This is a genomic window from Helicobacter pylori (assembly GCF_003638305.1).
Classification (GTDB): domain Bacteria; phylum Campylobacterota; class Campylobacteria; order Campylobacterales; family Helicobacteraceae; genus Helicobacter; species Helicobacter pylori_DJ.
In genome coordinates this window covers 81,814-103,843 of record NZ_MVYP01000001.1, presented here as the reverse complement: position 1 = coordinate 103,843, position 22,030 = coordinate 81,814, and the positions used below count along the sequence as shown (strand labels likewise).

The window sequence follows — 22,030 nt, the reverse complement described above, 5'->3', positions numbered from 1 at the left end:
GTTAATTCCTTACATCGCTTAAAAACACATGCTTTAAAAGTTTATCATTGTTTATAAAAGCGTTTTTTAACACCGCGCTTTTATGAGCGTAACGCTCTTTAATGCTTGAGATTTTGCCTAAAAACTTATTGATTTCATTTTTTTGAAATTCTTCATCATCTTGTCTTGGCGCGTTTTCTAATAAGCTGTTTATTTCTTTTTCAAAATTTTCTATGGTTTCTTTTGTGGGTGTTGGGGGATTGTATTTTTTAATAAAATCTTTGAGTAAAATGCGAGTGAAACGAATCATAAAACGCCTTTAAAATTGGATAAAAACGATTATAACAAAAGCGCCATGAATTTTAAATAAAACGCTTTTCTTTGAAATTGTTCCATGTGAAACATTAGAATAATCAGTTTGTTGATAATCCTTGTTTAATTTAAATTTTTGACTTCCTCCAAACATGCATATAAATGATCAAGGGGTGTGTCTAAAATGGGTTCGAACATGAAAGAGTTAATGTGGATATTTTCAGGAGTAATCATTAAAACCTTTTGTATAACCCTTTTTTCATCATCAGATAGTTCTTTTTTGGTGGCATCATATAACTCCCTTGTTTGATTTTTCTCCGATTTGAATTCTTGATTTAGTTTATTTAGTTTATTTAACATCCATTCTTCAGCTTTTAATCTGATCGCCATTGAAAGAATAATCTTATTTTGTAATTCAATATGATTACAATCTTTATCGTTATAAATTTCTTCTGCAATATCATAAATTGCTTGAAAGTATAATTTTGAGTTATCTTCTTCAATTTTTTTCTTTTTTCGCTCTTTGCCAAAAACGCTATCAAAAATCTTTGAAATATCTTGAATGGGAATAGTTTTTGTATCTTTTTTCATGTGCAAGCAATTTGTAAGTGTTATATAATTGCTGTCTTTGTCTGCTTGAGAGCTTGTGTATTCAATCAAATTCCTCACAAAAGGTATCAGTGTGAAAAAGTCTTTATCTTTTTCTGAGTCTCTAATACATTTAATAAAACTCTTCAAATACCCACCATTTTCAAAAATTATTTCTCTGGCATCATTTTTACGGATCATTTTAATCTGTTCTCTAGGAATATCCAAACGGCTTGCTAGGGTGCGATAAAAATCAAAATTATGCGTCATCACAAGCAATTTAAATTGTCTGTATTCTTGCAAATCCTTAAGATACTCAATAATTGCATATTTATTTCTATAATCAAAAGAGTCTGAAATATCATCAAAAACTAAAAGTTGGACTTCGTCGCTTCTTTTTCTAGCCTCAATTTCAAACAAGATTTGTAAGATATATAACGCTCTCTTTTCTCCTCCGCTTAAATGTTTTTGCAAATCTTCTTTTTGAACATTCATATCCTGATTGTTATCAGAAAATATAAATCTAAATTGCGCGGTGTCTTTATTCAATAAAATATCTTTTTGATTTTGAAGCTCCACTTTAAAGGGAACAAGAAATCTTTGATTAAAAATTTCAATGACAGATTCCCATTCTTTCTGGTCTTTGTTAGCTTGTTTTATAATTTCTTCTATTTTAGGCTTTTTCTCTCTATAAAGATTAACCAAACTTTTAATATTTTGAATAACTTGTTTAAGATAGCTAAACAACACCTTTTTTCTAAAAGAATCATAATCTAAAAGTTCTGTCAATAATGTATTATCCTTATTGATAACATCTTTAAAGGCTTTAAGTTCCTTATTAGCATTTATGACTTTTTCAATCTTATCAAAGCTCTCTTTAAGCTCCTCATTATTTAAAATTCTATTTTTTTCATTTTCAAAAATATCTGACAATTTTTGATAATTCGTAATTTCCTCTCTAGCAATTTTTAAACTATGGTTAGCTTTAAAAAACCTGTTATTTTCTAAAGCTTTTTTAAGATCATCAGCATGGTTTGTTCCAAAATCCCCACCATCCATATGTTTAAAAATCTCAGATTGAGACAATAATTCTTGATATTTGTTAAAATACTGCTCAATCAAATCACGATGCTCATTGACAAAATCTTTTACTTTTTTTGATCTATCAAATATATCACGATATTCAAAAGAATAGTGTTTTTCGCTGTTTTCTATTTCAGTCAAATGATTATCTAAAATTTCATAAAAATTTTTATTTTTTTCATTTTTAATTATTTCTTCTTCACAATCAAAACCGCTTGCAATACCTCTAAGACTTTTTAAAAGTGCCTTCTTTTCTTTTTCTAATTCTGAAAGAATATTATCATATCGTTGTTTGAGATCTGATTTTGCCATAAAAGTTGTAACGCTGTCTTCAGAGCTAAATTCTTCATCATAAGAATGAAAAACAGCAACATTTTCTTTTAATATTTTCTCACCATTAAATTCAATCTCTATTTTACTTTTACGATTAGGATAAAAATTATCTTTTGGCATTTCGTTATTTATCAAATCGGTCAGGCTTTTTGCAAATGAAGTTTTAAAAACCCCATTTTGAGCATATAAAAGATAGCTGTTTGATTTTGAAAAATCTAAAGATGTTTTTTGTATCTTTCCTATCCCATAACAATTCTCTATATTGATAATTTTTAACCCCATTGACTACTCCTTAGTAAATTTAATCAAACCTTATCGTATTCATTTTAATAAGATCTTTTTAAAGATTAAGTTTAAATTGATTCAAATTGAAATTGTTCCATGTGAAACATTAGAGTAATTGAGCTTATTAACCCTAACCTTTACGATTTAAAACTTCATTGATCAACGCGCTCAATTGATCTTTATTTAACTTGGTTTCGTATTCAATATTCACGCCTTGCTTTTTTAAAGCTTCAAAAAATTTCTTAGCGGTTGAAATTTTCCGCTCTTCTTCAGGGCGTAATTCGCTTTTTTTATCAACCCCCTTAGTTTCTACCACTAACAACACTTTTTTATCGTTATTTTCAACCACATACCCAAAATCAGGGCTATAAGTTTGATTTAACCCTATTGGGATTTTAACCCTAGGGAGCTTGCCAAAAACAATGATTTTAGTGTCGTTAGATTCTTCAATCGTGTCTTTTTCAATCTCGCTATCCACTTGCATGAAATTTTCATACAGGCATTTTTCTCGCGCACTTGAATTTTTAATCTCATATTTATCCGCCCCCAAACTCCCGTCTAAAAACTCTCTAATCTCTCCCTTTTCATCATAAAACGCATCGTTTTTTCTGTTTTTAATGGTCGTTTCGCGCATTTGATAGGAAATTTTATCTTCAATATTTTGATAAATGATTTCTAAAAACAGATCTTCTAAGCGCTTTAAGCCCTCTTGTTCGTTTTTTTTAATTTCATTAAACTTGTTTTCATCAATGTTTTCTAACACTTTAGCCACGCTTTTGAAACTCAATTTCACTTTATTGGACAAGGTGCTGATAAATTCATGCAGACTCCACACGCATGCGCTTTCTCGCTCAAAAGTCTCTGTCTTGGCGTTATTCCCCATAGTTTCTACTTTTTTATGCATCGTAACCGAAACGCTTTTTGAACTGACCTTAAAAGAAGAATTGATTTTTTTAACAATCTCATCAATCAAACTCTCGCTATCCATAGCATAAGCGATCCGGGCTTGATGATTCAAACCCGCCCATAAGGTTTCAAATTTTTTAAAATTTTCTTTATTAATTTTGATTTTTTCAGTTTTTCGCTCGTTTTTGTTCCTAACTCTAGAATTTCCAATCAAGCGATCTTTTAAAAAATCTTTTAATTTTTCAAAATCCAAGTATTTTTCATCTTTTAATGTTTCTAGTTCCGGCTCTTTTTTTAAAAATTCGTTTTGATTGAGGGTGAGTTTAAAATTTTCATCATCTGTTCTTTCTCCAAAACCCAAACTCTCCAACTTTTCAAATAAAGCCCCGTAATACCCTTTTTTAACCATGCCGCTTTTTTCTAGCTCTTCCCCACTGAATGCTTGTTTGATCAAGCTGTGTTCGCTTATCTCTTGCTGGATCGCTCCCACAAAATCCCCCTCCACTTGCGGCACGATCACGACTAATTCATTGACAAAATCAAAATCGGCATGCTCTTTAGTGATGCGTTCGCCCTTATCATTTACAGCGAGCCTTAGCCCCCTACCGATTTGTTGCAATTTAGTGATATTAGAATGGCTGGGGGCTAATTTGCAAATCGTCATCACATTAGGGTTATCCCACCCCTCTTGCAACGCCCATTGCGAAAAAATAAACCTGAGATCGGAATCAAAACTCAGCAATTTTTCTTTTTCTTTTAAAATGAGTTCGATCGCTTGAGCTTCATCGCCCTCTTTCTTGCTTTTAGCGAAATACCCTCCATGCACTTTTTTAATATCATCTTTGGTGCGCTCTAAATACGCTCTATAATTTTCATCTAAAGAAGGCTTTTTTAAGACTTCTTCAAGCTCTTGTTGGTAAAGTTTTTCAAATAAAAGGGCTAATTTGGCCGGCTGTTCATTTTCGCTTAAATAGCTATTCACCCCACTAATAAACACCATGCACAAGGCTTTAATCCCCTTTTTAAAAAGCCCTTCTTCTCTTTCAAAATGGCTTTTTATTGCCTCTTTCAGCATCACTTCTTGCTCGCCCTCTACAAAATAAGAAAAAGGCTCTTTTTGATCCAGCAACAAATTAACGCCATTGAGAAAACGCACCTCTTTTTTAGTGATGTTTTCTACAATGTAATCTTCTAAAGCGCTGATATGAGTTAGCACGCCTAAATTATCATGCGTTTTGACTTTGACGCTTTGAGTTTTATTTTCTAAATTCGTGTAATTGATCGTCGCTTCATTTTGTTTTTTGTTAGCCTCTTTAAGCTCTAAAAAACACTCATCACTCTCCCCCACAGACGCCACGCTAATGCTTTTCACTAGGGCACAATCAAACGCTTTTTTGCTGTCTAGCGCATAAATCAAATTATTATAATCATCTTTAAAAGTCGCCCCAAACCTGAGCGTGATTAAAGCGTTTAATTGTTCCAAATATTTTTTTGTTTTATCGCCTAAAAATCGGTGCGGTTCGTCCATGATTACGATAGGGCGCATACTCGCTAAAGCTTGCATGTAACTTTTTGCGCCATTGAATAAATTCGTGTTTTCTAAGCATGATTGATTGATAGTGTTTTTCTCTTTATTAAAGGCAGCATCAGTCATCACCAACACGCAGCATTTATGGTTGCTCGCTAAAATGAATCTTTCTGCATCTTCATAGCTTTCTAAATGCGTGTTAGAATACTCGCTTTTAAAAAATTCTCTGGTGATTTCAACGCTCTTTAAAACCCCTAATTTAATGGCGTTGCTTGGCACTAAAACGATAAATTTTGACAAATGGTAGTTTTTGTGCAAGGCATAAACGCATTCCAAAAAGCAAAAGGTCTTCCCGGTGCCTGTTTCCATTAAAATATCGCAGTTTAACGACTTCTCAATCCCCACGCTTCCTTGGGTTATTTTTTGTTTCGATCGTAAATCCTCAATATTTTCTAATAAAACATCTTTGATCGCCCCTATTTCAAAAACAGGGTTAGCAATCCTTTGAGCGTCATTTTCTGGCTCTCTCAAATCAATTCCTTTAAACACCCCTAAAATTTGGTCCCGGCATTGCTCCTGATAATCCAATCGTTTGAATTTGATTTTCACCTCTACCCCCTAATCTTTAAATCGCCGCTCTCTAATTTCAAATCAAACAAATTACTGCCCAATTCCAAACACAGCCTGTCGTTACTGATAGCGGGCATATACATGCTGATTTTTTCCACCCCTTTATCTTTCAAGTTTTCTAAAACCTCACTCATTTCTATATCCCCCACAATGAAAGCCGTATTTTCAGCCAGATACAAGGCGTTTTCAATCAAGCAAATTATAGGGGTGGTTAGCTCCAAACCCTCGCAGCCTAAAAGCTTGATTAAAATCGTTTGAGTTTCCATTTTGTCAGGGTTAGAATAAGCGAACAAATCCTTTTGATGGGCTTGACTGAGATTTTTATCATTAACATGCGTTCCATCATCAATGATTTCAAACGCTCTAAACCCCACATCTAAATTGGGGCAAGCTTCTTTGATTTTAGCCCCCGCTCTTTTAATCCTTTCTTCGGTGATGTCAAAAATGCTTGGGGATTCAGATTTTAAGGTGTTCAAACAAAAATCATGCGTGCTTTTGTCTTTCTTGGGATCAATTTTTTCATCTAACTGGACGAGAATGAAGCGCCTCTCTTTAAATGCGGCGTTCAAGCCATTAAATAACCCCCATCACTTAATTTTTGATAATCGCTCTTATTACTCTCTAACACCGCATGTGCAGTTGTCCCGCTCCCGGCGAAAAAATCTAAGATGGTATCGCCCTCGTTTGTGGATAATTCAATCAGTCGGTTGATGAGTTTTAGAGGTTTTGGGTTATTGAAAACCTTTTGATTAAAAAGATCATTAACTTCTTTTGTCCCATTACCACCGCCGATATTTTCTATCACATTTCTTGCGGGCGATGACTTGTCTAAAATAGCATAAAATTCGCCGTTTTCATTTTGTTTGACTTGCTTTTTATTTACCCATTCTTTCCTTAAAACACTATAACCATTTTTACCTTTTTTAATCAAAATTCTATCTAACTCATTGAGGCTTTTTTCCAACGCCCATTTCCAACACCCATTTCCAACACCCATTTTTGGGGGTCTTATAGGGATATAACCCTTTTCAATTAAATCTATATTATCCTTGTAAATATCTGTGTGTTTTTTGGCATCTTCTCTATCATAATCCATAATAGGTTTAATATTTTTTGTTAGAGGGTTATAATAAAATGTATAACCAAGATTAGGACGATTTTCTAAACTTCCACCATCACCACCCCCCATAGAAAGCCCAGCCCCTTCATAATAGTATTTATCATTTTCACAAAATACTTTGACTTCTTTTTTTGAAGCCATGCGATTAAGACTGAGCGCTTCAATATGTTTTGCATAAGCAAGAATATTTTCATAATTGTTTTGAAAATATTGCGCATCATTTTGAGCATTACCTTTAAGCCATATCATATTTCCACAAAAATTCCCCTCCCCAAAAATTTCATCGCATAAAAGTTTGAGTTGGGCGCACTCGTTATCGTCAATGCTGATGAAAATCACGCCGTCTTGTTTGAGCAAATCTCTAGCGAGCAGCAATCTGGGATACATGAAACTAAGCCACCCGCTATGGCATTTTGACCCAAAAAGATTCTTGATATAATCCAGCTTTTCTTTAGAATAATCCAATTGTTTTAAAACCTCTTCATTGGATTGCGAGAAATCATCGCCATAGATAAAACTATTGTTTTTCGTGTTGTAAGGCGGATCAATGTAAATCATTTTGATTTTTTCACTATAGCTTTGTCTTAAGATTTTGAGAGCGTCTAAATTATCGCCCTTGATGAGAACGTGCTTGCTCGTGGATTCGTTTAAGGGCTTTAAAATCTTATGATTTTTCTTAAAAGCTTGATTTAAGGCGATTTTCTTACCCACAAAATCCAACCCATAGCCCTCTTCTTTTATCTCGCTAAAATCCCCTAGTAACGCTTTTAATTTTCTTGTATCCAGCGTGAGTTGGTTGTCATTTTCCATACTCAAGCAACCGGGAAAATAACGATTAAAAACCTCTACATTTTTTTCATTAACGCTTTTTTCTTGATCCATTTCTTTATTTTGCATCTCTATCCTTTATTTTAAATGATTTAAATTACCCAATTCCACCTTAATTTTCAATTTTCAAATGTTCCCCGTGAAACGCTAGCGGCCTTTAAAAAATCCTGTTTCACTTCAGCGATAATATTTTCATCTTTGGCTAAGTCAATGTATTCAAAACTATTCCCGCTCTGCTCTCCGCCCTGAAGTAAATCCCCGCTTTTTCTGTATTCTAAATCCAATTCAGCGATTTTAAAGCCGTCCAATTCATCAGCAAACTTTTCTAATCGTTCGTTTTCTTCTTGGATCGTACATAAAAAACAATAGCCTTTCAAGCCGTTACGAGACACGCGCCCCCTTAACTGGTGCAAAGTCGCTAAGCCTAACCTTTCGGGCGCTAAAATCACCATCACGCTCAATCGTGGTAAAGAAATGCCCACCTCAATGAGCGTGGTCGCTAAAAGAATGCTCCCAAACTCTCTAAATTCTTCAATCACTTCTTCTTTATTTTTATCTTGCCCTGAAGTGGTATAAACGTTTTTAAAGCGTTTTTGCCAGAAACTCGCCCCCTCACTGAGCGATAAATACGGGATTTTTTCGCTCTCATTCACAAGCGGATAAACGACAATGACTTGGTGGTTTTTAGCGATTTCTTCGCTAATTTTTTCCATCACTATTTTAAAATCTCTTTTATGCAAGACTAGAGTTTCAATTTCTTTAGGGTAAGGGATTTCTCTAATCATGGTCGTTTTCACAAACGCGCTTTTGGCTAAAGCCAGAGTGCGAGGAATGGGGGTAGCGGAAAATTGCAAAGAATGGGGTTTATTGCCCTTACTGCTTGCCATTTTTTCTAATTGGTAGCGCTGCTTGGTGCCAAATCTATGCTGTTCATCAGTGATCACTAAAGCAAATTCATCTAAATCGCGCTTATCAAACAACAACGCTTGCGTGCCTATAACCACATGCGTGATTTTTTCAAACAAACAATTAGAACGCTTTCTATGGCTCCCGCCAAGCAATAATTCCACTTCAAAATAAGGGGGTAAAAATTTTAAGGCTTCGTTATAAAGCTGTTTAGCGAGAATGGAAGTGGGCGCCATTAAAAGGGTTTTATTAGGGTAGGCTAATACCATGCTCGCTAAAATCACCATCGTTTTCCCGCACCCCACATCGCCTATAATCAAACGCTTGCACGCTATGGGGCTAGTGAGATCGCTTTGGATTTCTTTAATGGCGTTTTGTTGATCGCGCGTGAGCTTAAAGGGTAAAGAAGCGATAAAATTATCCAAGCGTTCGCTGTTATCAGGGCATGCGATTTTAGCGTTGAATTGTAATTTCTTGCGCTCTAAATTTTTCATATAAAAAAACATTTCAATGTATTTTAGTGCATTTAAATGTTGCGAAGGAAAATTTTTATTCGTTTCAAAATCCTTGACAAAATGCGGCGTGGGGAAAAAGATTTCTAACAATAAATGCGCGATATTCTCTTTAACGCCTTCCTTTTTTAAATTTTCTAAAGAAATGAGTTTTTGTAAATTTTCTTGTATTTTTTTATGATTTTTAACTTTTTTAAAAATTAAAGAAATCTTGCCAAATTCGGTAAGGATTTTAGGCGTGTTAATGATATAAGCTTGATTAAAAGAGCTTTGCTCTAATTTACCATAAATGAATAAACTCTCGCCGGTTTTAAACTGGCTGTAATGGAACGCGCTGTAATTGAAAAAAACAAGCTCTAAATTTTTGTAAAATCGTTTGGAATAGGCAAAAATCTTTAAAACTTTGGCGTAGTTTCTTTTCTCTAAAATACCCACTTCTAAAACGCCGCTCAAGCCCATTTCAAAACGCTCTAATAAATTCAAATCTTTATAGCCTTTTGGCGTATAAACAAGCAAGGCTTCTAAAAGCGATTTCACATTCAATGTTTTTAATAAGTCATCTGTTTCTTGCAATTTGTTCTTACCCTAGCCAATCCTTAATCATTTTTATGATAAGATAATCAAATTATACATTGACTTAAGGAAATTTAATTGATGAAATCTAAAATCACTCATTTTATCGCTATCTCTTTTGTTTTAAGCCTGTTGAGCGCGTGCAAAGATGAGGTTAAAAAATCGTCCCAATCGCACCAAAATAACACTAAAACCACTCAAAACAATCAACCTAATAAAGATATAAAAAAAATTGAACATGAAGAAGAAGATGAAAAAGTCACCAAAGAAGTGAATGATTTGATCAATAACGAAAATAAAATTGATGAAATCAATAATGAAGAAAACGCTGATCCTTCGCAAAAAAGAACGAATAACGTTTTGCAACGAGCCACTAACCACCAAGACAATCTCAATTCTCCGCTCAACAGGAAGTATTAAAGTGTGAAATTTTTTTCAAAGGATTTATTTAAAAAAGTAACCCCTTTATTTTTAAGTGTTTGTTTTTTAAGCCCTACCCTTACGCAAGCTAAAAGCCGTTTTTATGTGGCTTCTCAATACCAGGTGGGGAAAATGATCATGAAAAAATACAACGATCTCAAACGCACGATTGAAGGGGCGAGCTTTTCTTTAGGCTGGGAGATTAACCCCACTAATTACTGGTTTTATTCGCGCTATTACTTTTTTATGGATTACGGGAATGTCATTCTTAATAAAAGAACGGGCGCTCAAGCGAACATGTTCACTTACGGCTTTGGAGGGGATTTGATCATGGAATACAATAAAAACCCCTTGTATGTTTTTTCCCTCTTCTATGGCATGCAAGTTGCCGAAAACACATGGACGATTTCCAAACACAGCGCGAATTTCATCATTGACGATTGGCGCAGCATTCAAGGGTTTTCGCTCAAAACTTCAAATTTCAGGATGTTGGGTTTAGTGGGGTTTAAATTCCAAACCGTGCTATTCCACCATGACGCTAGTATTGAAGTGGGGATCAAATGGCCTTTCGCTTTTGAATACGACTCACCCTTTGTGAGGCTTTTTTCTGTCTTTATTTCGCACACTTTCTACCTTTAAACTAATTCCAACCCTACCGGGCAATGATCGCTCCCTAAAATGTCTTTATAGATTAAAGCGTCTTTTAAGCGCGTTTTTAAAGGATTAGAGCATAGAAAATAATCAATGCGCCAACCAATGTCTTTATCCCTTGCTTGTTGCATGTAACTCCACCAGGTATAAGCCTTTTCTTTGTTGGGGTAAAAATAACGGAAAGTGTCAATGAAACCGGCGTTCAAAAGCTCGTTGAATTTTTCTCTCTCTTCATCGCTAAAGCCGGCGTTTTTTCGGTTGGTTTTGGGGTTTTCTAAATCAATTTCATTGTGGGCCACATTCAAATCCCCGCACACAATGACCGGTTTTTTTAATTCTAAAGCTTTTAAAAATTTCTTAAATTCCACTTCCCAACTCATGCGGTAACTAAGCCTGGATAGGGCTTGTTGGGAATTAGGGGTATAAACATTCACCAAATAAAACGACTCAAATTCGCAAGTTACCACGCGCCCTTCTTTGTCATGCTCTTCTATATTAATACCATAGCTCACGCTTAAAGGCTCTTTTTTAGTGAAAGTTACCACCCCAGAATAGCCCTTTTTAATCGCGCAATTCCAAAAATCAAAATACCCTTTAAATTCAAAGGTGTTTTGTTCTTGCTGCATTTTAGATTCTTGAATGCAAAAAACATCCGCATCAACGCTATTAAAAAAATCCATAAAGCCCTTAGTCATGCAAGCCCTTAACCCGTTCACATTCCATGAAATCAATTTCATTTTAATCCTTGTTTGATTTTGAGTGAATTATATCTTTTTAGTCATTTTTTTAAAAATTAAGCTTTATTTTACCTTTTTTATGTAATAATTGTTTTTTGCTTGGCTTGATAGCTCAGTCGGTAGAGCAGAAGACTGAAAATCTTCGTGTCGGTGGTTCGATTCCGCCTCAAGCCACCATTTTAAACTTCGTTGAATAAATAATTCCCCTTTTTGACACACACAACACGAGAGTTTTCAATACTCAAAGGCGTGCTTTTGGCTCGTGGCTGCTCTTCTATTTCTAAAGCCATGCACACCCCTTCTTTAAAGCGCACATGGTTTTTAACCCATTCTTTGTATTCGCTGCTCTCTTTGACTATATCGTTTAAATAATGCCCCTCATACACTTCCACAAATTCCATGAATTTTTCATTCAAATTCAATTCATTGCGCGTTATTTCGCTTTTTCGTGTGGAAGAATAAGCCAATTCGCTGGTTTCATAAAAAGTCGGCTCTATTTGATCGTCTTGTTTGGGGCGTTCATATACGGCTTTTACTAATTGCGTGGTGATTTCATACTCGCTCTCCCATGCTTGTTTTAAAGGCTCTTCTATCAGATAGCATTGTCTAGTCGTGCCGTCTTTTCTTGCTCTAGCCCTTTTACACTTTTCTGTAGAGCTTCTGGCTTGGAGAATGGCGAAATTGTTTTTAGCTTCAAAAGTTTGCGGCTCTTCTAAAGGCTCTGTTTTATGAACAGAGATTTTAGTATAAGGGGTAATGATCTTACCGCTTTTATTTTCAGCGGTGCTGTAATCGCAAGGGGTAATATCTGTCGCAGTTTGTTTGTCTTCATCAACGCGTTTTAAAATGCTTGGGCGATAGGCTTGTAAATTTTCATCATCATAAACCCACTTCCCGCACGCAAATTCTTTAATATTAGGATCTCTAATGGCTTGTTTTTCCACATTGTCCCTATTATTTTCGTTGCTTTCATTGTTTTCACTCGCATCAGCGTTAGAAGTGCTGTTAGGGAGCGTTTTTTCGGTGGGTGGCGCTACAAAAAGGTTGTTTTCTTGATCTTGTGAAGAATGCTTTAAAGGGGGATTAGTGTCGTTTGTTGGCGTTTTAACTTCGTTAGTGGGGTTTATTTTGCTAGGAGTTACTAAAGGCTGTAAAAGGCTGTTTTTAGAATTTTTAGAGCCTAGTTTGGACTCTGGGTAAGAAAAGTTTTGAGGGGATTGTTGCGATGAGCTGGGTTTATTTTGTGGCTTTTGCATGGGCGCGTTTAAAGAAGGTATTGGGTTTGAGTGCGATTCTTTCAATTCCTTTGAAGAAAAAACGATTTGGGTGTTTCTAGGGATAGTAGGGCGGTTAGGGCTTAAGGTCGTTTCTGAAGAAAGTTTTTCATCAAGGGGTTGATAGACAATTGCAGTGGATATGTGGGTGATAGTGAGCGTGAGTTTTTTGTGTGGGGAGATATTATAAACGCCTAAAACTTGTTTTGGTTCTTTAGAATCAAGGACTTTAGCCTTAAAAGTGCCTTTATGCGGCGAAGTTTTGATCTCTTCTAAAAGCTCGATTACAAGGGCTTGAAGAGGGTTGGAGAAAGTCAGAAAGAAAGACAGACAAAGGGATTTTTTCATGCTTATTCCTTTTTATTTTAGATTTTTGGATTATATCTTAAAAAAAGGTTTATTAAAAGTCATAAATAGGTTATAGATAGGTAACACTTTAATTAATAATAATTAGTAACAGTAGTAGGGGCGTGAATGGATGGAATGAAAAATTAAAAAGTTTCAGGGATGCGCGTTTTTAGGGGGGTTGTGGGATTTGAAAAAAAGTGAATGAAACGCTTTTTGATAAGCCTTTTTTTATTCACTCAATTTGAAAGCGGTTTTTTTGTCGTTCAATTCGTTCAAGCGGTTTTTGATTTCTTCTCTAAGGCTTAAAATAAAAGGGCTTTTTTCTTCTTCAAGCATTTTTTTAACGCCAGAATACATTTTAGAAATGCTTGAATGATCCTTTAAATCCAAAAATTGAGCGAGCGAAAGCGTGGGGTTAGGGGTATAAAGCCTGGCGAAATACACGACTAATTTTCTCGCCAGAGCGACATTTTTTTGGCGCGAAGAGACTTTGATTTCGCTGGATTTGAGATTCAAGCTTTGCGCGACAGCGAGTAAGATATTTTCCAAGCTTGAGCCTTCAGCATGATCTTTTTGCAAATCTTCTAAAACGGTTTTAGCGAGATTCAAATCAATGGAAGCGTTCATTAAGCTCGCGTTCACGCTGATTTTAATGATCGCGCCTTCCATTTGGCGGATATTGTCGCTGATGTGTTGGGCGATGTATTCCATCACCTCTTCAGGCAAAGTGATTTTATTGAGCTGGCATTTTTGTTTGACAATGGAAAGTTTGGTTTCTAAATCAGGGGGCATGACTTTGGCGGTTATCCCCCATTCAAAGCGCGATTTTAAGCGATCTTCTAAGCCGGCGATGTTTTTAGGCGATCGGTCTGAAATCAATACGATTTGTTTGCTGTTGGCGTGCAATTCGTTAAAGGTGTGGAAAAATTCTTCTTCTAGCTTGGGTTTTCCTTGCAAAAATTGGGCGTCATCTAACAAGAAAAAGTCGCAATGGCGGTATTTTTTTTTAAAAGAATCCATGGTTTTGTTGTCTAAATGCTTTAAAAAGTCTGTCAAAAAATCTTCTGAAGTGACTAACACGACTTTTTTATGCTTTTCTAGGGCATGGTTACCGATAGCGTTTAAAATGTGCGTTTTGCCTAACCCTGTGCCGCCATAAAAAAGCACCGGGTTATAAGGGGGCGTATCGCTTTGGGCGACTTTTTTAGCGATTTCATAAACGGTGTTGTTGCATGAGCCTACGACAAAATTTTCAAAAGTGTAAGAGTCTTTGACGCTCGTTTTTACCGCTTTGTAATTGATATTAGATTGGGCATTAACCTGGATTTTAGGCGCTACTTCAATACGCACATCCACGCTATGGGCTAAATGCATGCCGACTTTATTCTGGCTTAAAATTTCTTTAAGCAACGCGCCGTATTTAGCCGTAATCGTGGTGCATAAGACTTGGTTGGGGGCATAAAAAAAGGCAATATCGCTCTTGCTCGCATTAGGGTTGTATTTGAGTTGGCTAAAGTAATTTTCATACTCTATGAGGCTAACTTTTTGTTTGACTAGTGCCAAGATTTCTTTTTCAATATTGTTGTTGGTATCCATGGCGTTATTATAGCGTGAATAAGTGGTGAATGAAAAAGGAATAGCATGTGAATGAAATGTGAATGAAGCCTTAAAATTAAGGTGTTTCTTTTAAGGGTTTGTCTATAATGCTTGCTTTATAATAAGCTAATGGATGAAAAGGATTTTCATGCTGCTTTGCGCGGGAAGGAATGAAACTTTAAAAGGGGCGGTGCCTATTGGCGTGGGCTTGATAGAGAGCACGATTAATTTAACGAGAATGTGTTTAAAGAACCCTGATACAGAAAGCCTTATTTTTATAGGGAGCGCGGGGAGTTATAGCCCAGAAACGGAGCTTTTGAGCGTGTTTGAAAGCGTTCAAGGCTATCAAATTGAAGAGAGTTTTAGCCATTTAAACAGCTACACGCCTTTGGACAATTCCATTCACATAGAAACTAAAGAAGAAGCTCTGTTTGAAAGGGTGGGCGTGAATAGCAGTAACTATATCCACACCAATGAAATGTTTGCTAAAAAAATGGCTCAAAATGGCGTTTTGTTAGAAAACATGGAGTTTTTTAGCGTCTTAAGCGTGGCTAAGGCGTTTTCTTTGAAGGCTAAAGGGATTTTTTGCGTGAGTAATCATGTGGGGATTAACGCGTATAAAGAATTTAAAGAAAACCATGCCAAAGTCAAACAGATTTTAGAAAACATCATTGATAGTTTGATAGTTTAGCTATCATGGGGTATCATGGAGCATTTTAAATTAAAGGCGATCACATGTTTGAAAAAATACGCAAGATTTTAGCGGATATTGAAGATTCGCAAAATGAAATTGAAATGCTTTTAAAATTAGCGAATTTGAGTTTGGGGGATTTTATTGAGATTAAAAGAGGGAGCATGGACATGCCAAAGGGCGTGAATGAAGCGTTTTTTACGCAATTAAGCGAAGAAGTGGAGCGATTGAAGGAGCTTATCAACGCTTTAAATAAAATCAAAAAAGGGTTATTGGTGTTTTAAATGTGTGGGATTGTAGGTTATATAGGGGATAGCGAGAAAAAATCCATCCTTTTAGAGGGTTTAAAGGAATTGGAATACAGAGGTTATGACAGCGCTGGCTTAGCCGTATTGAGCGCTAATCGTTTGGAAGTGTTTAAAACTCAGGGGAAATTAGAAAACCTTAGAACAGAACTTAAAAATAAAGAGTTTTTAAATTTTGGCGTGAGCATCGCTCATACGAGATGGGCAACGCATGGCAAGCCAAGCAGCGCAAACGCCCACCCGCATTTTACAGAAAATTTAGCCTTAGTGCATAATGGCATCATTGAAAATTACGCGAGTTTGAAAAAAGAATTAGAAAATAAAGGGCATGCGTTTTTAAGCCAAACGGACACGGAAGTGATTGCGCATTTATTAGAAGAAACGCTTAAAAGCGAGAGCGATTTATTGAAAGCCTTTGAAAAAAGCATCAGCCTTTTGAAAGGGAGTTATGCGATTTTAATGCTCCATAAAAGGGCTAAAGAGAGCTTGTTTTACGCTAAATCTTCTTCGCCTTTAGTCGTGGGTAAGGGCAAAGAGGGGGTGTTTTTTGCGTCCAGTTTGAGCGTGTTAGCCCCTAAAGTGGATCAATTTGTCATTTTAGAAGAAAACAGCGTGGGGTGGATTTCTTTAGAAAATTTTAAAGATTTAAAACACATTGAAAACATGAAAGATTACGCTTTTGAGGATAAAGATCATTCTAAAGGGGATTTTAGGAATTATTTAGAAAAAGAGATTTATGAGCAGCACAGCAGTTTGTTGGAGTGTTTAGAGGGGCGTTTGGAAGCCTTGAATGTGTATTGCGAGATCGATCCTGAATTTTTAGAAAATGTGAATGAAATCACGCTGTGTTCTTGCGGGAGCAGTTACCATGCGAGTTTGGCGAGCGTGTATTTGTTTGAAAGATTAGCCAAAATAAGAGCGAGGGCCATTTTAGCGAGCGAATACCGCTACGCCCATTTTAAAAGCAACCCTAACGAGCTTTTTATAGCGATTTCTCAAAGCGGGGAAACCGCTGACACTTTGGAGGCTTTAAAATTAGCCAAAGCCCAAGGGCTTAAAACCATTAGTTTGTGTAACGCCCCTTTTAGCATGATGAGCCGCATTAGTGATCACACGCTTTTAATTAGAGCGGGGGTGGAGCGGAGCGTGGCATCCACTAAGGCGTTTTCTTCGCAAGTGATGCTTTTATGGCTTTTGAGCGTGTATCTAGGCAAACAACTAGGGACCATCTCTAAAGAAGAAGAAAGAATCCAAGCTAAAAACATGCTCAATAGCGTGAAGGCGATGAAAGTAGAGCCTAAATTGCATGAAAAAATCAAGCGCTTATCCAAACGCTACTTGCATGGGCATGGTTTTTTTTATATCGGGCGCGATGTGTTTTACCCGCTCGCTTTAGAAGGGGCGTTGAAACTTAAAGAAATCAGCTATTTGCACGCTGAGGGGTATGCGAGCGCGGAAATGAAGCATGGGCCTATTGCGTTAGTGGATTCTAACCTTTTTACCATTGCTCTATTGTCTAAACACTTGTTATTTGATAAAACCAAAAGCAATATTGAAGAATTGAGCGCTAGGGATTCTACGATTTGCGTGTTAAGCTCTGAAATTTTAGAAATCGCTGATGATTTTATCCAATTAGAAGAGAGCGAAAGCTACATGGAAGAATTTTTCCGCATGAATTTAGCGATGCAGCTTTTAGCCTTAGAAATCGCTATGCGCCTAAATCACGATGTGGATCACCCAAGAAACTTAGCTAAAAGCGTTACCGTGGAATAAAAAGCGATATTAGGAGTCAAATAATGGAAGTGATTTGTAAGCATTACACCCCTTTAGACATTGCAAGCCAAGCGATCCGCACTTGCTGGCAGAGCTTTGAATACAGCGATGATGGCGGTTGTAAGGATAAGGAACTCATCCACAGGGTGGGGAATATTTTTAGGCATTCTTCCACTTTAGAGCATCTTTATTACAATTTTGAAATCAAGGGCTTGAGTAGGGGGGCGTTGCAAGAATTGAGCCGGCATCGAATAGCGAGCTTGAGCGTGAAGTCAAGCCGTTACACTTTAAGGGAATTGAAAGAAGTGGAGAGCTTTTTACCCCTTAATGAAACGAATTTAGAAAGAGCTAGAGAGTTTTTAGTTTTTGTGGATAATGAAAAAGTGAATGCAATGAGCGTTTTAGCTTTGGAAAATTTAAGGGTTTTATTGAGCGAGCATAACATTAAAAACGATTTAGCCAAATACGCCATGCCTGAAAGCTATAAAACGCATTTAGCCTATAGCATTAACGCTAGGAGCTTGCAAAATTTATTGACTTTAAGAAGCAGCAATAAAGCCTTAAAAGAAATGCAAGATTTAGCCAAAGCCTTATTTGACGCTTTACCTGGCGAGCATCAATATTTGTTTGAAGATTGTTTGAAGCATTAGTTTTAAACAATACCGCTTAATAACGCTCATTCTTTGATGTTTTAAAAACGCCTTGTTTTTGATTAGATGGAGTTTTAAGGGGGTTTGTTGTAGGATTTCATCACGCCCCATAGTTACGATATGGGGCAAACTACCTTAAAAGGAGCATGTTATGCCTAAGACACATAACAAACGCTCTTGGAGATCATTATACTTTGAGTTTGCTTTTTTGGGGCTTAAAGTGATCGTTTCTGTGAAACGCTGATTTTTTCAAGAGCGTTCCCTTAAGTTTAAAAGCTTAGGGGTTTCCTTTAAAAAGCGGGTTTGTCCTTGACTTTTGGGGCGTTTATTTTTTTAAAACCCTGATTTTAGCGCTCATTAAATCGTGGTTTAAAGCTTTTTTGATGTTTTCAAATTGGCGTTTTTTGTTTTTAAGGCTGATGATTTCATGATCCAAACCGCTTAAAATGTTAGCGATAGCGGCTTGTTCGTTTAGGGGGGGTAAAAGGATTTCAAAATCTTCAATATCAAAAGAACTTATATTTGGCTGAGCTCCGGCTGTAAGTATAAGTTTTAATCGTGAGGTAAAAAGTTCGGAAAAAACAAATTGGACAAGAAAATCATAGCAAAATGAAGTTTTTGCTCTAAAGACTCCTACACGCTGATTTAGATAGGCAATTTTGTTCAAATTGTAAAGACAAGATTTTCCAGTTGTTGCACCAGACATAGCTAAAATTAAGTCGCCTTGCTTTAGAATATAATCATTATCTATTAAAATAGGGTCATAAAAAACTAAATCATTCGTATTGATACAATTATCTACACTAGAGATATTTGAAATCCGTATAATAGGAATTCCCATATTTTTGAATAAATCACTTTTAAAAGAAAAACCATTTTTTAAATAACATATATCCCCAAGCCTTACTTTTTGCCAAGCTTGATTGAAGCCTTTCAAGCGTTTTCTTTGGCTCAATAGTTCAAAGCTTAAAGCTTTTTTAACGCCCTCTTTTTTAAGAATGAGGGCGTCTAAAGAATAAAGATAACGATCCACATCGCTTAAAACGTTAGCGATAGCGATTTGTTCGTTTAAATCTTTAGGGTAAAAAACTTCTTTATTTTTAATTAAATCTACATTTAAATTTACTTGTGAGCCTTGTTGCCCACTTTCTAGCCATTCTTTTTCTATATAACATAAAAAATAATATAAGTAATTTAAGTCTATCTTTGGATTTTCAAAAACTACAAAACCATCATGAATACAAGTATCAATTTTAGTGATAATAGGCTTACCAATTGTCGCACACATGCTCATAATCAAACTATTTTGTTTAATAAACCTACTTTTTTCAATGCCTTTTTTAGAAAGTTTTTGGGCTGTTTTGTATAGAAAACGGCTATTTTTTGAAATATCTGAAATTCTTACCCACCCTACATTAGAATTAGTGCAAAACCATTTAGGATTTTCAATAGGTCTAGGCGATGCCCCCCTTTTAATTTCGGCAACATCCCCAAGCCTCACTCTTTGCCAATTTAAGGGCAGCATTAATGCGTCCATGCGTTTTATCACCCCATTAACCCCAAATCTTTCAAATGCTCTAAAACTTTTGATTCGCTCTCTTTGACTTCTTTGTCTAGTTCTAGCAAGCTGTTAGAATAGCTTGAAATGATTCCATTAAGAGCACTTGTAAAAGCGTTGATGCGTTTTTGGATCTTGTTTTCTAGGGCGTTTTTTAGGCTCTTAAGCCATTTGTCTTTGATGATGAGATCTTTAATTTCATTGATTTCAAGGTTTTTATACTGGTGGAACGCTTTTAATTCCAGCTCCTCATAAGCTTTATTTTTCATTTTTAGTGCCTTGTTTTTAGTCTCTAGCCATTCTAAAGCGGTTTTTAGGATTTTTTTATCTTCTGAATCGGTGGCGTTTTTTAGCTCTTTTTTCAAAACGCTTTCGTTGATTTTCAATTCGTAAAAAAGCCCTTCTTCGTTAGAATGCTCTTCTATCAATTCATCTAAAAGGGCCTCTTTTTCATTGAGGGTGTTTTCTAATTCTTCTAATTCTTTTGTTTCTTTTTCAAAAAAGTGTTGTTTGATCAAGTTTTTAGGGATTAGATCGCTTTTATAGTAGGTTTTTTGAATGACAAAATCCGGCTCCTCTAAATAATTGGCTTTTTTGTTTTTGTCTTTTAGGGGGTTTAATTTCCTTAATTCTTTAGCGCTTTCAAAGCCATTGAATGAGATGAGAAACCAATCGTCTTGCAAGACTTCGTTGTAGTAATCTTTAAAGAGCTGATACACGCCGTATTTGTCTAAAATTTCACCCTTTTCAAATTCTTTTAAAACTTTTGAACAAACGCTCTCTATGAGGGTTTTTGGGTTAAAACCTGGCTCTAAATCATTAAAAGTTGTAAATAGTTCCAATCGGTCAAAAGCGCTCAAAACAGAAGCGTGGAAGGTTTGGAATTCTGAGCTTTGGGTGATTAATTCTTTAATGTTTTCGCATTCTGTTTTTAAGGCGTAATAACCCTCTTTATCGCTCTTTTTAAACAGCGTGTTTTTAAGCTCTTTAAACACTTGAAAATAAGGGTCGTAGGCTTTTATTTCGTTTTTGGGCAAATAACTGGCCTTGTGGCTGTTGATTAAAGCGAACAAGTCTTTTTCCAATTCTTGCTTAGAGGCAATGTAGCGTGGGATATTCAAGTTATAGTCGTTAGCGCTGATTTCTTCTAGGCTCACCATTTTGGAATAATAAGGGATTTCTTTGTAAGCGTTAAAAGTGTCTATCATTTTTTGGACATCTTGATCCCTCAAGCGGTTTTTATTGCCGTCTTTTTTAAAATCCTTGCTCGCATCGATCATAAAAACGCCCTTTCTGGCACGCGCGTTTTCTTTGTCTAAAACAATGACGCATGCAGGAATGGAAGTGCCATAAAAAAGATTAGGGGCTAGGCCTATCACGCCTTTAATGTAGCCTTTTAATAAAAGATTTTTTCTAATTACTCCCTCAGCGTTCCCCCTAAATAGCACCCCATGGGGTAAAATCACTGCCCCTTTGCCTGTGTTTTTTAAGGATTTGATGATATGGAGCAAAAAAGCGAAATCGCCATTTTTTTCAGGGGGCGTGCCGTCTTCAAAACGATTGAAGCTATCGTTAATGACTTGCTTGCTTTTAGGGTCTATGCTTGCCCGTCAGTCCAATTTTTCAAACTAAAGGGAGGGTTAGCCACAACATAATCAAAGGTTTGCAGCATGCCATTTTTAATAAAAAGGGGGTTAGAAAGGGTGCTAGAACCCCCTTTAGCAATATCAGCATCAGCGCTATGGTGTAAAATCATATTCATTTTACAAAGGGCTGTCGTGGAAATGTCTTTTTCTTGACCATAGATAGTTAAGCCGTTTTTGCCGGCCAAACTAGAAGCTTTTAACAATAACGAACCGCTCCCGCAAGTGGGATCATAGATGCTTTTATCCTGTCTGGTATTTTCATCAATGCCAAGCAAAAGGGATAATAAAAGCGAAACTTCGCTAGGGGTGTAAAACTGCCCTTTGGATTTACCGGATTCGCTGGCAAAATGGCGCATTAAGTATTCGTAAGCATCGCCCAACAAATCATCGTCTAAAGCCCCATGCGCACCTAAACTTAAATCCGCAAAGATTTTGACCAAATTAGAAAGGGCGTCCATCATCGCTTTACCCTCGCCTAGCTTAGTGTTATCGTTAAAATCCACGCTGTCAATCACGCCTTTTAAATCGTTTCGCTCTGCGATCTTGGCGATGATTTTATTGAGCTTGTCGCCTATTTCCTTATCGCCCTCTAAAGCGAGAATGTCTTCATAAAAACACCCTTCTGGCACTTCTATTTCGCTAAAGTTATTGTTTCTGGCCTTATCGCTGATGTATTTTAAAAAAAGCAGGTTCAAAACATAGTTTTTATACTCGCTCGCATCCATTCCGCCCCTTAAGCTATCCGCTCCAGCCCATAAAGAGCTATACAATTCGCTTTTTTTGATCGCCATTTTAACC

16 protein-coding genes, 1 tRNA gene and 1 pseudogene are annotated in these 22,030 nt (G+C 36.2%); 7 read left to right on the top strand and 11 right to left on the bottom strand.

Translation table 11 applies throughout. The features are described from left to right. Position 1 precedes the first annotated feature (1 nt). From EAL04_RS00525 to recG, 6 genes are all read right to left on the bottom strand, one after another. Entirely contained in the window at positions 2-289 is a 288-nt protein-coding gene (locus tag EAL04_RS00525) for a DUF7149 domain-containing protein (RefSeq protein WP_000617886.1), read from the bottom strand. Positions 290-414: 125 nt separating this feature from the next. After that, positions 415-2,577, bottom strand: coding sequence for an ATP-binding protein (locus EAL04_RS00520; protein ID WP_120972511.1), 2,163 nt, complete (start codon positions 2,575-2,577; stop codon positions 415-417). 133 nt (positions 2,578-2,710) lie between these two features. Then, the gene (locus EAL04_RS00515; protein WP_120972509.1) at positions 2,711-5,623 is read right to left on the bottom strand and encodes a type III restriction-modification system endonuclease; all 2,913 of its coding nucleotides are present in this window, start codon (positions 5,621-5,623) and stop codon (positions 2,711-2,713) included. A gap of 2 nt (positions 5,624-5,625) precedes the next feature. Beyond that, the gene (locus tag EAL04_RS08235; protein ID WP_341352196.1) at positions 5,626-6,213 is read right to left on the bottom strand and encodes a site-specific DNA-methyltransferase; all 588 of its coding nucleotides are present in this window, start codon (positions 6,211-6,213) and stop codon (positions 5,626-5,628) included. Beyond that, complete coding sequence (locus EAL04_RS00510) at positions 6,210-7,661, bottom strand: site-specific DNA-methyltransferase (protein WP_341352195.1); 1,452 nt, start codon at positions 7,659-7,661, stop codon at positions 6,210-6,212. The genes EAL04_RS08235 and EAL04_RS00510 overlap by 4 nt, the downstream gene beginning before the upstream one ends. Before the next feature lie 50 nt (positions 7,662-7,711). Then, entirely contained in the window at positions 7,712-9,583 is a 1,872-nt protein-coding gene (gene recG / locus EAL04_RS00505) for an ATP-dependent DNA helicase RecG (protein ID WP_120972508.1), read from the bottom strand. An 81-nt stretch (positions 9,584-9,664) separates the two neighbouring features. Here recG and EAL04_RS00500 point away from each other — a divergent pair, with 81 nt between their 5' ends. Further along, positions 9,665-10,003 carry a hypothetical protein gene (locus EAL04_RS00500; protein WP_120972506.1) on the top strand — a complete coding sequence of 113 codons (339 nt, stop codon included), beginning with the start codon at positions 9,665-9,667 and terminating at the stop codon, positions 10,001-10,003. Positions 10,004-10,006: 3 nt separating this feature from the next. Continuing rightward, complete coding sequence (locus EAL04_RS00495) at positions 10,007-10,642, top strand: outer membrane protein (RefSeq protein ID WP_033595115.1); 636 nt, start codon at positions 10,007-10,009, stop codon at positions 10,640-10,642. Here the strand turns inward: EAL04_RS00495 and EAL04_RS00490 are convergent. Next, complete coding sequence (locus EAL04_RS00490; RefSeq protein ID WP_079369063.1) at positions 10,639-11,391, bottom strand: exodeoxyribonuclease III; 753 nt, start codon at positions 11,389-11,391, stop codon at positions 10,639-10,641. The two genes, EAL04_RS00495 and EAL04_RS00490, sit on opposite strands and share 4 nt — an antisense overlap. Positions 11,392-11,492: 101 nt before the next feature. Between EAL04_RS00490 and EAL04_RS00485 the strand changes: the two genes are divergently transcribed. Then, a tRNA-Phe gene (locus EAL04_RS00485) sits at positions 11,493-11,568 on the top strand. Between the two features lie 2 nt (positions 11,569-11,570). Here the strand turns inward: EAL04_RS00485 and EAL04_RS00480 are convergent. Next, positions 11,571-13,013 (bottom strand): competence protein, encoded by a 1,443-nt coding sequence (locus EAL04_RS00480; RefSeq protein WP_120972504.1) that lies wholly within the window; start codon positions 13,011-13,013, stop codon positions 11,571-11,573. A gap of 228 nt (positions 13,014-13,241) precedes the next feature. Continuing rightward, on the bottom strand, positions 13,242-14,609 hold the full coding sequence (dnaA, locus tag EAL04_RS00475; RefSeq protein ID WP_120972501.1) for a chromosomal replication initiator protein DnaA: 1,368 nt from the start codon (positions 14,607-14,609) through the stop codon (positions 13,242-13,244). A gap of 148 nt (positions 14,610-14,757) precedes the next feature. Here dnaA and EAL04_RS00470 point away from each other — a divergent pair, with 148 nt between their 5' ends. Genes EAL04_RS00470 through thyX form a run of 4 tightly spaced genes read left to right on the top strand, consistent with a single transcriptional unit; the run spans position 14,758 to position 18,028 of the window. Further along, positions 14,758-15,300 carry a nucleoside phosphorylase-I family protein gene (locus EAL04_RS00470; RefSeq protein ID WP_120972499.1) on the top strand — a complete coding sequence of 181 codons (543 nt, stop codon included), beginning with the start codon at positions 14,758-14,760 and terminating at the stop codon, positions 15,298-15,300. Between the two features lie 44 nt (positions 15,301-15,344). Further along, the gene (locus tag EAL04_RS00465; protein WP_000461837.1) at positions 15,345-15,584 is read left to right on the top strand and encodes a DUF2443 domain-containing protein; all 240 of its coding nucleotides are present in this window, start codon (positions 15,345-15,347) and stop codon (positions 15,582-15,584) included. Then, a complete protein-coding gene (glmS, locus tag EAL04_RS00460; RefSeq protein WP_120972497.1) occupies positions 15,585-17,378 on the top strand; it encodes a glutamine--fructose-6-phosphate transaminase (isomerizing) in 1,794 nt (597 codons plus the stop codon). Between the two features lie 23 nt (positions 17,379-17,401). Beyond that, entirely contained in the window at positions 17,402-18,028 is a 627-nt protein-coding gene (gene thyX, locus EAL04_RS00455; RefSeq protein WP_077232559.1) for an FAD-dependent thymidylate synthase, read from the top strand. A gap of 325 nt (positions 18,029-18,353) precedes the next feature. Here the strand turns inward: thyX and EAL04_RS00450 are convergent, their stop codons facing one another. Together EAL04_RS00450 and EAL04_RS00445 are read right to left on the bottom strand one after the other, a co-directional pair. Next, a complete protein-coding gene (locus EAL04_RS00450; protein WP_120972495.1) occupies positions 18,354-19,565 on the bottom strand; it encodes a restriction endonuclease subunit S in 1,212 nt (403 codons plus the stop codon). A gap of 8 nt (positions 19,566-19,573) precedes the next feature. Further along, positions 19,574-22,023, bottom strand: a pseudogene (locus EAL04_RS00445) (type I restriction-modification system subunit M). Between the last annotated feature and the right edge of the window lie 7 nt (positions 22,024-22,030).